Annotated in this window: 14 protein-coding genes and 1 pseudogene; 13 read left to right on the top strand and 2 right to left on the bottom strand. The window is 63.2% G+C overall.

The window, feature by feature from the left end:
- Window positions 1-18 precede the first annotated feature (18 nt).
- Window positions 19-621: a toll/interleukin-1 receptor domain-containing protein gene (locus C476_RS09360; RefSeq protein WP_008012240.1), complete on the top strand. Its 603-nt coding sequence runs from the start codon at window positions 19-21 to the stop codon at window positions 619-621.
- Here the strand turns inward: C476_RS09360 and C476_RS09355 are convergent, their stop codons facing one another.
- Entirely contained in the window at window positions 622-1311 is a 690-nt protein-coding gene (locus tag C476_RS09355; RefSeq protein WP_008012239.1) for a J domain-containing protein, read from the bottom strand.
- A 349-nt stretch (window positions 1312-1660) separates the two neighbouring features.
- Between C476_RS09355 and C476_RS09350 the strand changes: the two genes are divergently transcribed.
- The 5 genes and pseudogenes from C476_RS09350 to C476_RS09330 all read left to right on the top strand — a co-directional run bounded on the left by C476_RS09350 (window position 1661) and on the right by C476_RS09330 (window position 5755).
- A complete protein-coding gene (locus C476_RS09350) occupies window positions 1661-2080 on the top strand; it encodes a DUF3054 domain-containing protein (protein ID WP_008012237.1) in 420 nt (139 codons plus the stop codon).
- A gap of 305 nt (window positions 2081-2385) precedes the next feature.
- The gene (locus C476_RS09345; protein WP_008012234.1) at window positions 2386-2601 is read left to right on the top strand and encodes a hypothetical protein; all 216 of its coding nucleotides are present in this window, start codon (window positions 2386-2388) and stop codon (window positions 2599-2601) included.
- Between the two features lie 84 nt (window positions 2602-2685).
- Window positions 2686-3523, top strand: a pseudogene (locus C476_RS09340) (ornithine cyclodeaminase family protein).
- Between the two features lie 513 nt (window positions 3524-4036).
- Entirely contained in the window at window positions 4037-4393 is a 357-nt protein-coding gene (locus tag C476_RS09335) for a hypothetical protein (protein ID WP_008012230.1), read from the top strand.
- 363 nt (window positions 4394-4756) lie between these two features.
- The gene (locus C476_RS09330; RefSeq protein WP_008012226.1) at window positions 4757-5755 is read left to right on the top strand and encodes a DHH family phosphoesterase; all 999 of its coding nucleotides are present in this window, start codon (window positions 4757-4759) and stop codon (window positions 5753-5755) included.
- Window positions 5756-5766: 11 nt separating this feature from the next.
- Here C476_RS09330 and C476_RS09325 read toward each other — a convergent pair whose 3' ends face one another.
- Entirely contained in the window at window positions 5767-6231 is a 465-nt protein-coding gene (locus C476_RS09325) for an Hsp20/alpha crystallin family protein (protein WP_008012223.1), read from the bottom strand.
- A gap of 152 nt (window positions 6232-6383) precedes the next feature.
- On the opposite strand from C476_RS09325, the gene C476_RS09320 reads away from it, so the two are divergent.
- The 7 genes from C476_RS09320 to C476_RS09290 all read left to right on the top strand — a co-directional run bounded on the left by C476_RS09320 (window position 6384) and on the right by C476_RS09290 (window position 13743).
- Window positions 6384-7073, top strand: coding sequence for a type 1 glutamine amidotransferase domain-containing protein (locus C476_RS09320; RefSeq protein ID WP_008012221.1), 690 nt, complete (start codon window positions 6384-6386; stop codon window positions 7071-7073).
- A 297-nt stretch (window positions 7074-7370) separates the two neighbouring features.
- Window positions 7371-7574, top strand: coding sequence for a hypothetical protein (locus C476_RS09315; protein WP_008012220.1), 204 nt, complete (start codon window positions 7371-7373; stop codon window positions 7572-7574).
- 63 nt (window positions 7575-7637) lie between these two features.
- Window positions 7638-8087 carry an RNA-binding protein gene (locus C476_RS09310; protein ID WP_008012218.1) on the top strand — a complete coding sequence of 150 codons (450 nt, stop codon included), beginning with the start codon at window positions 7638-7640 and terminating at the stop codon, window positions 8085-8087.
- A gap of 281 nt (window positions 8088-8368) precedes the next feature.
- Window positions 8369-9007, top strand: a complete 639-nt coding sequence (locus tag C476_RS09305; protein WP_008012217.1) for a TetR/AcrR family transcriptional regulator — start codon at window positions 8369-8371, stop codon at window positions 9005-9007.
- Complete coding sequence (locus C476_RS09300; RefSeq protein WP_008012216.1) at window positions 9004-10458, top strand: MATE family efflux transporter; 1455 nt, start codon at window positions 9004-9006, stop codon at window positions 10456-10458. Before C476_RS09305 ends, C476_RS09300 begins: the two co-directional genes overlap by 4 nt.
- Window positions 10459-10675: 217 nt before the next feature.
- Entirely contained in the window at window positions 10676-11914 is a 1239-nt protein-coding gene (locus C476_RS09295; RefSeq protein ID WP_008012215.1) for a cation:proton antiporter, read from the top strand.
- Window positions 11915-11979: 65 nt separating this feature from the next.
- Window positions 11980-13743, top strand: a complete 1764-nt coding sequence (locus C476_RS09290; protein WP_008012214.1) for a YcaO-like family protein — start codon at window positions 11980-11982, stop codon at window positions 13741-13743.
- Window positions 13744-13754: the final 11 nt, after the last annotated feature.

Raw genomic sequence — 13754 nt, 5'->3', positions numbered from 1 at the left:
TGTATGGTAGACCGTTCCATGACCGGCGAACAGGTGTACGTCTCTCACGCGTCAGGTGATCTCTCGCTCGTCCAGGACCTGTTCTCGACGGTCAAGAACTTCCCTGTCGGCGTCCACATCGCGCTCGAGGAACTCGAATCCGTCCGCGATCGGACGCGACTCGAGGGTCGCGTCGCCAACAGCGACGTCGTCGTTGCGGTGCTGACCGAGGACATGGCCGAGACCACGTGGATCGATCAGGAGATCGGATACGCGGTCGCCAAAGGGATTCCCGTGGTACCGCTGCGCGAGGAGGGAGTGAGCCATCGTGGTTACGCCAGTGACGTAGAGGGCGTGACGCTCGATCGGTCGAACCTCACGGTGACGATCTTTAACCTGCTCTCCCGGCTGCGAAGCGAACTCGCACCGCTTGGTTCGCTGTCGGTCCCGAACTGGTACATTCGGTTCCCGTGTACGGTCCCGGACTGTGGTCATCCAGTCACGCTCGCACTCGAGGAGGGACAGGCCAAACTCTGGAAACGCTACACACACGGCAGGCATCTGACAGCGTCGTGTGAAGCCTGCGGTTCGACGTACTGCTTCGATCCAGCGACGATCGGTTTCAGAGGGCGCAAAGAATAGTCACTCGTCGTCACGGAGCCGCTCATAGGCTTCCGTAACGAGCTGAAATGCCGATTTACTACCGCTTTTGCGATCGGGATGGGCACGTTTGACCTGTTCGTGATACACGTCTCGGAGTTCGTCGTCGGTCACGTCCGGCGCGACGCCGAGTATCTCGCGTGCTCTGGTCTTTCGCATCTCGACGGCCGCGACGATGCCCCGATCTTCGGCGTTGGCCTTGCAATCGGGACACAGCCGCTCGGTGCGATCGTCGATCGTCGTCACACAAAACGGCTCCTCGGAGACCTGTTCGTGACACTGCGTACAGCGGTACTGGGGGTCGTCGGCTGGCGTAGAATCGGTCACCGTCTCGGCATCAGCTAGACAGCCAGCATCGGGTGATGCCGTGTCGTCATCGGTTGTCGTCGGTGCTTCGGCCGCACATGACGGACAACAGGTCAGGACGGTTCCATCGTCGAGAACCACGTCCTCGAGTTCGGCCACGGGGAAGGTCCCAGTACAGCCGTTGCACGCGTCTCGACGCTGATCGAGTGAGCGGCCCTTCCGTGCGGCTGCTCTGGCGTGGGGCGCACAGTCAGGACAGCAGACGACCTGTTGGTCGTCCGGCATCGTCACTGTCGTGAGGTCCTCGAGCGAAACTGTTCGGCCACAGCCGTCACAGTCGACTCGTTCATCGCCGACTACAGCCATCACGACGGCGATTCGGTGGCAGCCAATATTAGTTCTTCTGCAGAAAGTCTCGAAAGCGGTCACGTTGTGGCGGCAGTCGGTCGGGCTTCGGCCGTGTTCTCGGCGATCCTAATACGTGATTACTGCGTGGCCGCATCGGACAGCGCGACGGCCACAGCTGAACGGCGCTGCTAACAAAGTAGTCCCCCGTCGACTGTCCATCCGTGCGAGGGTGACCTCGCACGAAGACGCGCTGTCCGGTGGGCGGCACTCGGCGGCCGATGCTCGCCGAGGTCCACCGTTCCTGTCAGGTCGTTTTCCGTCGCTCCGAACCGGGACACCAATAGGGCCGCAGTGCGGACGTTTTCGTATGGATACGGCAGTTCAGACCGGGTCTCGAGAGAACGAGTTCGACCGGAAGCGGGTCGTCATCGGCGTCGTCGACCTCGTCGTGATCGTTGGGCTGGTCCTCCTCGGAAACATCGAACACGGTGGGAATCCGATCGCCGAACCGCTTGCATCGCTCACGACGGCCGTCCCGTTCGTGATCGGGTGGCTCGCTGTTGCAGCCCTCGCAGGCGTTTACACGCGTCCCGGCGGGATCGACGACACCCGGCTGACGGCCGTCGCATGGATCGCGGCAGCGAACGTCGGGCTCATGATCCGTGGTTCGCCGCTGTTCGAGGGTGGGACGACCTGGCCGTTCCCGATCGTCATCACGGGGACCGTTCTCGTCGCCTTGCTCGGCTGGCGACTCGGCTACGCCCTGTTCGTATCACGAACGCGGTAAGTCGTACAGGCCTCGAGCAACCGCCATTTTACGGTCGCTCATCGAATTCTCTACTATCCGACGTGGATCAGCAGATGGCGTATTTTTTCGGGTTTAACCGCCGAATACAGCTATTGACGATATTTTTGCTATCTTATGAAAATTCGATACTCGACGACATGACAGGACAACAACCATCAAAAACCGCTCCATAAGTTATGAGAATGATTTTTAATGGATGCCAGTTACAACTAGATCAACTATGGGCCGATTATGGGAAATACTTATATGGCTATTCCGCGTATTATAGNATTATAGAATAGATTATGACTGGATACTACGACATCGTTCTTGGCCTCATCCCAGTCGCACTGCTTGGAATCACCGCCGCTCTGACCGTCGTCGGCGTCGCGCTGACGGCGGCGGTTCCGATCGGCGCGATCGTCGCAATGTCGATCATCGGACACGCGATGTTCATCAACACACCAGCAGACGCTTCCGACGAGGCCAACTCCGCGCGTCCGCCGCTCAACGCGGACTAACTCCAGTCACGTTTTCGCTCTTCGATCTTCGCTCTTCTCTTTGCGGCCGGTTGTTTTTCCTCGATTCGTCTCCTCTGATTGCGTATGACAGACGCTTTATTTCTGACTAGCGCCGACGTTGCCGACCTCGCGACGCCGGCCGAGTACGTCGATGCTGTCCGCGAGGGATACCGCCAGCGCGGTGCAGGCGCACCGGCACAGCCACGGTCGAAACTCCACCGGCATGATCCCGACGGCATGCTCACCAGCTATCGCCGTCCTCCCCGAGACGGGTGTGATGGGCGGCTACATGTACAGCGCAGGGTTCGGAGCCGGTGATGCCTGGTTTATGACGCCGCTGTTCGACGCCGACAGCGGCGCGCCGCTTGCCCTGCTCGACGGTACGAGCATGAACCCGTTCAAAACCGGCGCGGCCGGTGCCGTCGCGGTCGACGAATCGCTCACGGCGTCGGTCCGCGCAGTCGACTCGAGCACGGCCGCCGTGGCCGGCGCGGATGTGGTGATCACGGCAACGACGGCCAGCGAGCCCGTGTTCGACGGCGACGAGCTGGAGCCGGGCACACACGTCACTGCGATGGGCCAGTACTCGCCGGCCAAGCGCGAACTCGATACGACGACCATCGAGCAGGCGACGTACGTCCCCGACCTCCGCGAGCGCGCGACCCTTGATGCCGGCTCGTTCATCCACGCGCTCGAGGCGGGTGCGATCACGGACGACCACGTCCACGCGGAACTGGGAGAGATCGTGGCCGGGAACGAACCTGGGCGGACGAGCGACGACGAGATTACGGTCTTCGACAGCGGTGGCACGGGCATCGAGACGGTCGCCGTGGCGTCGTTGCTCTACGACCGCGCACTCGAGGCCGGTCGCGGGACCGAAATCGAGTTCGCACCGGCGAGCGAGGCGTTGATGGGGGACTAGGGTTTCGAGGGCGTGTTCGACGCCGCTACTGGTGCTCCGTCGACTGGTTCTCTGCCCCTGAGAGTTCAGGCTGTCGGACAGTTCGTAAGTTCACCAACGGGAACCGTCGTCAGCAGACTGACCGGCGATATGTCAAAGGATTATTTTAGCTTGAGTGACGTTTATTGCGCCCTCCCAAATTAGGGCTACTCGATGCGACGACGATCATACCTCGCCGGTGTAACCGGTTGCGGCGGTACCCTCACCGCTGGACTCGTTCCAGGGATAGCGCGTAGTAGTAACGCGACCTGCGAGACGGAGTCACAACACGACTCGAATATACCCTCCGAGTCCGCAGAGTCGGACCAGCCGGCGAACCCGTCCCCCCAGGCCCTTCAGGACCCCTCGTTCGAGGAATCCCGTACCGGATGGTCCGTCGGAACTGATCTCCCCACAAAGCCCGGAGACTCGACCGACCCAGTCGCGCACTCCGTCTCGATCACCTCCGAACGGGCATCGGATGGCACGCACTCGATGGCGCTGTATATCGAGGGGTCCGCCGATGATGGGACAATTTGGGTCGAACAACCAGTGAACATCACTCGAGCGCGCACAGTAACCGTCGACGTCTACAGCGAGCAGCAGTCGTTCAACCGGCTGTCAGAGGTCGCCTTCTTCGCCGGAAAGAAACCACAGGACGGACTTTCGGAGAGCGATTTCAACCGCGAGAATGACATCGAAGATCACGCCGGCTGGAAAACCTACTCGTATCCGGTGGACGATCTCACCGGATCCGTCACGCTCGCCGTCGGCATGAGCGTCGTCTGGGAGACTGGCGTTCGCCGGCTCTTCGACAACGTTCGACTCGTCGAAGCCGATAGTAGTCACTGAGACTACCGGACAACAGTCAGTGACTACTCGATCGCGTCTCGCCGGCTGTCGCCGTCGGCGACAGCGTCGTAGGTGCGATCGAGGGATGAACCGTTTTGTTCGGCAATATAATAGGACGAATCCGTTCGTACGGATTCGCGTCAGTACCGGCAGCGCGCTCTTCGCCCATGTCTTCTGGACGGACGGTGCTGTGATACGGACTCCTGTCAGTCAGTGCCGGCTGGCCGCGACCGCCCTGCGGTCCCACCGGGACATCGTCACAACAGCCCGTCTGAGTCCGCCGGACACGTCCGAAGACGACCACCGTGGTCGCAGTACCGAAACCGCCGCGGGTTTCAAGCGTCTCGTCTACGTATAGCGGCTATGTCTCGTGCGGCCGAACTCGTGTCCGTACTCGAGGCGACCGATTCGCTGGCGATCATCTGTCACGACAACCCCGATCCCGACTGCCTTGCCAGCGCGCTCGCACTCGAGGCGATCGCCGACGACCACGACGTCGCAGACGTGACGATCGCCTACGGTGGGGAGATCTCCCACCAGCAAAACCGCGCATTCGTCAACCTCCTCGATATCAGCCTCCAACCGCTCGCGAAGACAGCGCTCGAGGTGTACGATTGTCTGAGCTTCGTCGATCACAGCACGCCGGGGTCGAACACCGAAGTCCCGACGAGCGTCGTCCCGGACGTCGTCGTCGATCATCATCCCGGTGAGCCGGCTTCGGCAACGTTCGTCGACGTTCGAACCGAGTACGGCGCGACTGCGACGATCTTCGTCGAGTATCTCTGCGAGCTCGAGGTCGAATTCACCGAGCGTCTCGCCTCGGCGCTGCTCTTTGCGCTCCACCGCGAGCGACTCGACTTCGTCCGGGGCCCGACGCGACGCGAGTACGAAGCCGCACTGGCGGTCTACCCGAATGCGGACCTCGAGATTCTCGAACAACTGTATGGCAGCACCTTCTCGCCGGGAACGCTCGACGCGATCGGACGCGCCATCACCAGCCGCGAACGACGGGGCTCTGCGCTCGTCGCGAGCGTGGGTGCGACCGGCGAAACCGACGCACTGCCGCAAGCGGCCGATTACCTGCTCAACCTCGAGGGTGTGGACACGGTGCTCGTCTACGGCATCATCGACGATGCGATCCGCCTGAGCGGGCGCTCGATCGATCCACGCGTTAACCTGGGGAAGACGCTCCAGGACGGCTTCGGCAAACTGGGGTCGGTCGGCGGCCATCACGACATGGCCGGCGGCCGGATCGAACTCGGGTTGTTCGCCGATGCGGGTGACGACATCGGTGACCTCCTTACGCTCATCGATGACCGACTCACCCGCCGATTTTTCGATGCGTTACATCTCGACGAGTGACATCCGAACCGCTACTCGATATCGATCGAGTGTGCCTCCTCGCTCGGCTCGCGCTTGGGGAGTCTGACCGTCAGAATGCCGTTGTTGACGCTAGCTTGCACCGCGTCCTCGTCGACCGGTTCGGGCAACCGAACCTGCCGGCTGAACGATTTCGTCTCGCGCTCGCGTCTGAGATAGGTCTCGTCTTCACCGCCGACTTCTTCGGTTCGCTCGCGGGTGCCCGAGATCGCCAGCGTCTCCCCGGAGAGCCGTAACTCGAGGTCGTCGCTCTCGTAGCCGGGGACGTCGACGGTAACGACGAACTCGTCGCCTTCGTCCGCGAGGTCGAGTCGCATCTCCGACCCGGTCGGCGAGAGGTCGAGGCGGCTCCGGTTGTCCAGTTGGCTCTCCCACGACTGGGCAGCGGTCTCGAGTTGGCGATTCAGTCGGTCGAGCAGTTCTTCGATACCGTCGAACGGCCGGGGTCGATCTGCCATGGTCTCACCTGCCATAGATAGGGCCCCAAGAGCGAAAAAAGCCACCCTCACCAGCGAAGATGATCGTCCGTTTCGATATGTTATCCCACCAACTTGCGGCAGAACCGACGGGTGGGCTGGTCGTTTTCAGGCTGCCCGATGTAGCAGTGCCTATGACGGATGCACTGTTCGTTGTCAGCGAAGAAGGGTATTGGGGCGAAGAATGCGTTGAGCCACTCGAGACGCTCTCGGAGGCGGGCGTCGAGATCACGGTCGCGACACCCTCTGGCAGCCCGCCAGTGATCGACGAGCGGTCGATCGATCCCGATCAGGTCGGCGAAGAGACCGCCGAACACGTCCGGGAGGTCCACGAGACCGACGAGCGACTGAACGATCCGATTTCGGTCACGCAGGCCAACGCGGAGGGGTACGACGCCGTCGTCTTCCCCGGCGGGCACGGCACCGAGTGGGATATCAATCAGGACACGCACGCCCGGGAGCTCCTCCGGGATATCATCGAGGGAGACGGCAAAGCACTGGTCGTCTGCCACGCCGTCGGTATCCTCGCGTTCACCCGCGACAGCCACGGCGCGTTCATCGTCAACGGCCGCGACGTGACTGGCTTCCCCAACGAGTGGGAGGAGGGAATCGTCGACGAGGGCGATCGGATGCCCGACGGCCGCAAACTGCCCTACTGGGTCGAAGACGAGGTAAAAACCGCCGGCGGCAACTGGGATGCCGAGCTCGATTCCGACACCAGCGTCACCGTCGACGGCGATCTCATCACCGGCCGCGGCCCCGGCTCCTCGCATGCGGCCGCCAAAACTTTGCTCGAGGAACTGGACGTCGAACTCGAGGCCTGATCGGATCGCACCCGACACCCGTTTTCCGGGGTATTCGCTGTGCGTTGTCAGTGTTGGACTGGCCACTGAGACGGGCTGCGATCACTTACTGTCGGACAGACGTTAATACGAACTCGGTCGCGGATTCGCGGCCGTCTCCACCGGTGACGGCCGTATCAGCGCGACCGATCTTCACATCGTTCTGTCCGGCAGTAACTGTTGTCCGGCGTACCCGCACACCGATCGCGCGTAGCGTCCCACGAGAGACCGTTGTAGCGAATCAGTCCCTTTTTACACGCCGACGGGGAAGAATCGGCTATGAGCTTCGAGAAAGACGACCAGGTAGTTCTCAACGACGAGCACAGCGAGTTCGACGGCGAGACCGGTACCGTGACCCAGACGATGGAGTCGATGTTCGGCGACGTCACCTACACCGTCAGCTTCGAGGACGGGCAGGAAACCGGCGTCCCCGAGGACGATCTCGAGGCAGCCGACGCTGACGCCGACGAAGACGACGGCTAAGACCGATTGCGACCCCGCTCGCTCGAGCCCCGTTCCCTGACCACATTGGAATTCGACCTGCAGATGCCACAGATCCCGCTTCACTACGTCGATTTACGGACGTTCTGCTACGCCACCGAGGACGAAAAACGCGTCGAGGAAGCCCTGCGAACCTTCCTCCCCGACCGCGACGACGAACCGTTCGAGATCGAACGCGTCGAAAGCGAGGGCCACTACGGCGACCGCATCCTCGTCCTTTCGGCCCGCGTCGAGAACGCCGACGACGTCCGGTACGTCCTCTCGCGGCTGGCCGATCTCGAGTCGTTCGACGACCTGATCGACGAACTCGACGAGCGGGTCACCGAGAACACCGAACTGTTCCTTCGACTCGACAAACAGGCCGCCTTCGAGGGAGATGTCCGGCTGGGCGACGGCATCACCTTCCGCGGGAAAGTCGAGGCCTATCCCGCCAAGAAAGAGAAGGCGGTCGAAAACGCCGAAGAAGTCCTCGAGCGACTGCGCGACGAGCACTGATCGGTTCGTTACTGGTTGCCGATAGTAACTGCTTCTGAGACGGGCTGCTGTCACGATGTCCCGGTGTACCCGCAAGACGGTCGCGGGTGCACCGGAACTGACTGACAGGAGTCCGTATGACGCGTGACGTCGATAGCGGTCAGTGTTCGTTCTTCGGAACGGATCGCCGTTCGGTACTGACAATGGCACACAGACCGGTTGCGTGTGCCTCTCAGCCACTGCCGACGATGGACGAAGGGCTTTTGACTGGCCAGTCAGTAAGTTAGATAGATCCGTTCTGAATGACCGACGAGACGATCGACGACCTCATGGAGGCGACACATTGTGCCCTCTGTAAACACGGGTATGCGGAGCTGACAATGCAAGATATCGCCGCCGAGTCGACAAAGAGCAAAGGGACCCTCCACTACCACTTCGACAGTAAACAGGACCTCCTCGAGTCGTTTCTCGAGTTTCTGCTCGACCGATTCGAGGAGCGAACCGAGACCGTGCCCGGCGAGACACCGGCCGAACGGCTCCACGAGTTCACCGACGAACTGCTGACGCCGTCGGACGACTCCGCCGAGGAGTTCCGGACGGCAATCCTCGAGATCAAAGCGCAGTCGCCGTACAACGAGGCCTACCGGGAGCGACTGCGCGAGTTCGACCGCGCGCTCCGAGAGCGCATCGCGACGCTCGTCGCCGACGGGCTCGAGGCGGGTGAGTTCCGTGACGATGTCGAGCCGGAGGCGACGGCCGACTTCCTCGTCACGCTGTTTCACGGTGCACAGACGCGTGCGACTGCGGTCGACCGGCCGCCCGAACGAACGCGTCAGTACGTCCACGAGTATATCGACGAAACCCTGCGGCCGGCGGCAGCGAGTGAAGGTGACGCTCCACCAACGACCGACGGGACCGGAGACGGGGAGGCAAACGGATGAGTCTCCTGGATCGTCTCTCGGGGCTGTTCAAGGGCCGCGACGAGTTCGATCTGACCTCCGGCGACATCGCGGGGCCGCTGTTCTATCTGTCGTTGCCCATCATCGTGACGAATCTGCTGCAGACGGCGTACAACCTCATCGACACGTTCTGGCTTGGCCAGTACAGCACCGAGGCGCTCGCAGCGATTAGCTTCGCGTTCCCGATGGTCTTCTTGCTGATCTCGGTTGGAATGGGGCTGTCGGTCGCCGGGAGCGTCCTCGTCGCACAGTACACCGGTGCGGATGAGGGGTCGAAAGCGGAGTACGCCGCCTCCCAGACGGTAGCGGTGTCACTGCTTGGTGCGATGATCCTCGGGCTCGTCGGCTACGGCTTCGTCGAAGAACTGCTCGGTCTGCTGGGCGCATCGGACGACGTATTGCCGCTTGCGACCGCCTACATGCAGGTTATCTCGCTCGGGCTGCCGTTTATGTTCGGCTTCTTCGTCTTCATTGCACTGATGCGGGGCTACGGGGACACGATCACGCCGATGCTGGTCATGTTCGGCTCGGTGCTGCTCAACGTCATCCTCGACCCCTTCCTGATCTTCGGCTGGGGGCCGTTCCCCAGACTCGGAATCGAGGGGGCAGCGATCGCGACGGTCTTCTCCCGTTCCCTCGCGCTCGTCGTCGGGCTCGCGATCATGTTTCAGGGTGCGAGAGGTGTTCGGATCCGGCTCGAACAGATGCGGCCAGACCTCTCCTTCGCGAAGAAACTCGTCAGTATCGGGTTCCCGGCGTCAATCGAAGGAATGGGCCGTGCGCTCTCGATCAACCTGCTGCTGGTGATCGTCGCCTTCTTCCCGGATACGGTCGTCGCCGCCTATGGGATCGGGACGCGCGTGTTCTCGGTCATCTTTCTGCCAGCGATCGCGGTCGCCCGCGGCGTCGAGACGATGACCGGCCAGAACGTCGGAGCGAACAAACCGGATCGCGCAGAAGCTGCCGCGAACTTCGCCGCCCGCACCATGTTCGTCATCCTCGGTGTACTCGGCGTCGTGGCGTGGCTCGCCGCGGAACCGATCACGGCCGCCTTTACCGACGACCAGCAGGTCATCGATGTCGGCGTGACGTTCCTCCGGTATGTCGCTCCATCGTTCGGGTTCATCGGCGTAATGCGTGCGTACAACGGCAGCTTCCGTGGGACCGGCAAGACGCTGACCGCGGCGGCGATCGTCCTCGTGACGTACGCGCTGATCCGACTGCCGATCGCCTACGGCCTTTCACAGACGATCGACTACCGCGGGATCTGGATCGCCTTCGCGATCTCGAACGTCGTCGGTGCCGTGCTCACCTACGGCTGGTATCGCAGAGGTACCTGGCGTAACGTCGACGTGACTGAGAGCCCTGCGGGACCGACGCTGGGCGACGACCTCGAGACCGGCACCGAACTCGAGACCAGTACCAACGACTGAGACGGGCTGCTGTACCGATGTGTCGGCGTATCCGCAGGACGGCTCGCGGAGACGCCGGAACTGACTGACAGGAGTCCGTCTGAAGCGGGCTGTTGTCTCGAGTTTCAGGAGTCCAGTTTCCGCCCGGTCCAGTAAAGTACCTGTGTGTCGTTTGGCTCGACCGAGTCGAGCGTCGATGGAACACCCACCAGCCACAGCCACCACGGAGGTGTAGCGGATGGTCGAGACGGTCAGCATCGACCTGCTGAGCCTGTTGCTCGTTCTCACCGTCGCGTGGGTGTTTGGCGCACTCGCCGAGCGAGTCGGCTACCCGACGATGATGGGCGAACTGTTCGCCGGCATTGCGTTCGGCCCGGCGCTACTCGGCGTGTTACACCCCTCGGAGCTGCTCTCAGTGCTGTCCGAACTCGGCGTGTTCCTCCTGATGGTCTACGTCGGGATGGAGGTCGATCTCCGTGAACTGTTCGGACTCGGCCCGCAGGCGCTGTTGATCGCCTTCGGGGCCTTCGTCATCCCGTTCGGCATGGGCTACGCTGCCGGCGTTTGGCTTGGCGTCTCCGCTGGCGCGGCGCTGTTTCTCGGGCTCGCGATGGCCGCCACGTCGCTGGCCACGAAATCGCGCATTCTCGCGGACCTCGACTTGCTCGAGACGCGGATCGCGAACGTGTTACTCGGCGGCGCGCTCGCCTCCGACGTGGGGGTGCTCATCGTGTTCGCCGGCATCGACAGCTACGTGACGGCGGGGACGCTCGATCCGACCGAACTCGGCACGATCATCCTGCAGGCGATCGGCTTTTTTGCGGTCACGCTCCTCTTGGGCTATCGCTTCTTGCCGCTCGCGTGGCGGTACATCGAGCGCCAGCGCGAACGCTACGGCTTCGTCGATCGGACGACCGCCTTTACGTTCGCCCTGCTCGTTTCCCTGCTGTTCGCCCAGCTCGCGACGCTCGCGGAGTTGCACATGATCATCGGCGGGTTCATGGCTGGGATGTTCCTCCGCCAGTCCGACGTCGAGCCCGGACTCTACGAGCACATCCGCGTGGTCATCTACGACCTCGCGATGGGGCTGTTCGCACCCGTCTTCTTCGTCACGGTCGGCTTCCAGATCACGTTCGATGTCTTTTCAGACAGCATCGGCGTGCTTGCGGGACTCGTCACCATCGCCTTCCTCGGCAAGATCATCGGTTCCTGGCTGTTTGCGCTGCCGACGTCGCTGACTTCCCGCGAAGGGCTGGTCGTCGGCTTCGGCATGAACGGTCGCGGCACCGTCGAGATCATCATCGCCGAAGTCGCCTTTCGCGCCGGCGTCATCGACCAGTCGCTGTTCTCGATCCTCGTCTTCATCGCCGTCTTCACGACTGCGCTCGTTCCTGTCACCGTCACCTGGGGGGTTCGCCTGCTCGAGAACGCGGACGAACTCGTCTACGTCGATTCGATGACGACGGTCGAGGATTGATCCAGACGCTCACGTCGCGACGCTCGAGCGGGGCGTTTTTGCCGCCCGCCCCAGCAGATAGGGGTATGCAAGTCTCAGTCGTGGGTGACGACCCGGTCCGCGAAGCCGTCGTCACCGCACTCGATGACGTCGACGTCGGTGTCCGCGATGCCAGTCCCGGCGACCTCGCCGACGCCCGCTTTGCAGTCGTCAGCGACGTCGCTGGCTCGACGACGTTCGACCGGGCCAACGAGGCCGCACTCGAGGGTGGCACGCCCTGGATCGCCGTCGAGATCGGCGGGGTCGGCAACCATCCACTCCCGGACGTGGACGCGGCTATCTCGGGCTTTGCGCCCGCCACTGCCTGTTTCGATTGTCTGCGCGCACGCGTCGCATCGAACGTCGAGGATCGCGCCGCAAAGCCACAGGCCGACCGCGCCGCAGCACGACTCGCCGGCGCGATCGCCGGCCGGGAGTGTGTGCGCGTCCTCTCCGGCGACGAGGAGTCGATCATCGGGCAGGTACGCGAAATACCCCACGCCCGCCGGCAGGTACTGCCCATTCCGGGCTGTACGTGCGCCAAGGGCGAGCGGGATCGCACGCTCGAGCGCGACGCCGAAACGCTCCCGCTCGAGGCTGCGGTCGAACATGTCGAGGGAGCAATCGACGATCGCGTTGGTCCCATCTCGAGCATCGCCGAAGTCGAGTCTTTCCCGGCACCGTACTACCTGTCGACGGTCGCGGACACGACCGCCTACAGCGACGCGAGCGCACCCCGGCAGGCCGCTGGCGTCGCCGACAACTGGAACGCCGCACTGATGAAAGCCGTCGGCGAGGGGCTCGAACGGTACTGCGCCGGCGTCTACCTCGAGGCGGACTTCGTCCACGCGAGCGAGGACGACCTTGAGAGTACAATCGCGCCGACGGACCTCGTCCGACCCGAGGACGCGCCGGCCTACGACCCGAGCGACGTCCATCGCTGGGTCCCCGGCGAGAACCTCGCAACGGGCGAGGAGACCCACCTACCCGCCGCGGCGGTCCAGTTCCCCCAGCCCGGCGAGGCGCTGGTCCCGGCGATCACGACTGGGCTGGGACTTGGCTCCTCGACTGTCGACGCGCTCGTCTCCGGGCTGACGGAAGTGATCGAGCGCGACGCGACCATGCTCGCGTGGTACTCGACGTTCGAGCCACTCGGCCTGTCGGTCGAGACTGACGCGTTCGACACGCTCGAGCGCCGCGCCAAAAGCGAGGGGCTGTCGGTGACGCCGCTGCTCGTCACGCAGGATATCGACGTGCCCGTCGTCGCTGTGGCCGTCCATCGCGAGCCGGACGCGCTCGACGGTAACGACGGGATCTCGCCGGGTGACGACGCGTGGCCGGCGTTCGCCGTCGGCTCGGCGGCCGGCCTCGACGCCGAAGCGGCCGCGACATCGGCACTCGAGGAAGCCATCCAAAACTGGATGGAACTGCGTAGTCTCGGCCCCGACGAGGCTTCTGACGCCGGTGGCGCGATCGGCGAGTACGCCGCGTTTCCCGCTCGTGCACGGGAGTTCGTCGATGTCGACCGGGCCGTGCCCGCGGCAAGTGTCGGGCCTGATCCGGTCCCGACCGGTGCCGATCGGCTCGAGGAGCTCTGCTCACGGGTGCGTGACGCCGACCTGACGCCAGCCGCCGCACGCTTGACGACTCGAGACGTCGAGGCACTCGGTTTCGAGGCTGTCCGGGTCGTCGTTCCGGGTGCGCAACCGCTGTTTACCGACGCGCCGTTTTTCGGCGAGCGCGCGCGGACGGTGCCCGACGAGCTGGGCTTCGAATCGCGCCTCGAGCGGGCGTTTCATCCGTATCCCTGATCGGTCACTGC

It is taken from the genome of Natrinema limicola JCM 13563, assembly GCF_000337475.1.
GTDB lineage: Archaea > Halobacteriota > Halobacteria > Halobacteriales > Natrialbaceae > Natrinema > Natrinema limicola.
Note: the sequence above shows the minus strand (reverse complement) of the source record. Positions and strands in the feature narration are given on the sequence as shown.

Coding starts and splice junctions, on each gene's coding strand:
- C476_RS09310 (WP_008012218.1), top strand. CDS start 7,638: ATGCCACAGATCCCGCTTCACTACGTCGATTTACGGACGTTCTGCTAC.
- C476_RS09330 (WP_008012226.1), top strand. CDS start 4,757: ATGTCTCGTGCGGCCGAACTCGTGTCCGTACTCGAGGCGACCGATTCG.
- C476_RS09295 (WP_008012215.1), top strand. CDS start 10,676: ATGGTCGAGACGGTCAGCATCGACCTGCTGAGCCTGTTGCTCGTTCTC.
- C476_RS09315 (WP_008012220.1), top strand. CDS start 7,371: ATGAGCTTCGAGAAAGACGACCAGGTAGTTCTCAACGACGAGCACAGC.
- C476_RS09325 (WP_008012223.1), bottom strand. CDS start 6,231: ATGGCAGATCGACCCCGGCCGTTCGACGGTATCGAAGAACTGCTCGAC.
- C476_RS09305 (WP_008012217.1), top strand. CDS start 8,369: ATGACCGACGAGACGATCGACGACCTCATGGAGGCGACACATTGTGCC.
- C476_RS09360 (WP_008012240.1), top strand. CDS start 19: ATGACCGGCGAACAGGTGTACGTCTCTCACGCGTCAGGTGATCTCTCG.
- C476_RS09350 (WP_008012237.1), top strand. CDS start 1,661: ATGGATACGGCAGTTCAGACCGGGTCTCGAGAGAACGAGTTCGACCGG.
- C476_RS09355 (WP_008012239.1), bottom strand. CDS start 1,311: ATGGCTGTAGTCGGCGATGAACGAGTCGACTGTGACGGCTGTGGCCGA.
- C476_RS09300 (WP_008012216.1), top strand. CDS start 9,004: ATGAGTCTCCTGGATCGTCTCTCGGGGCTGTTCAAGGGCCGCGACGAG.
- C476_RS09345 (WP_008012234.1), top strand. CDS start 2,386: ATGACTGGATACTACGACATCGTTCTTGGCCTCATCCCAGTCGCACTG.
- C476_RS09290 (WP_008012214.1), top strand. CDS start 11,980: ATGCAAGTCTCAGTCGTGGGTGACGACCCGGTCCGCGAAGCCGTCGTC.
- C476_RS09320 (WP_008012221.1), top strand. CDS start 6,384: ATGACGGATGCACTGTTCGTTGTCAGCGAAGAAGGGTATTGGGGCGAA.
- C476_RS09335 (WP_008012230.1), top strand. CDS start 4,037: ATGGCGCTGTATATCGAGGGGTCCGCCGATGATGGGACAATTTGGGTC.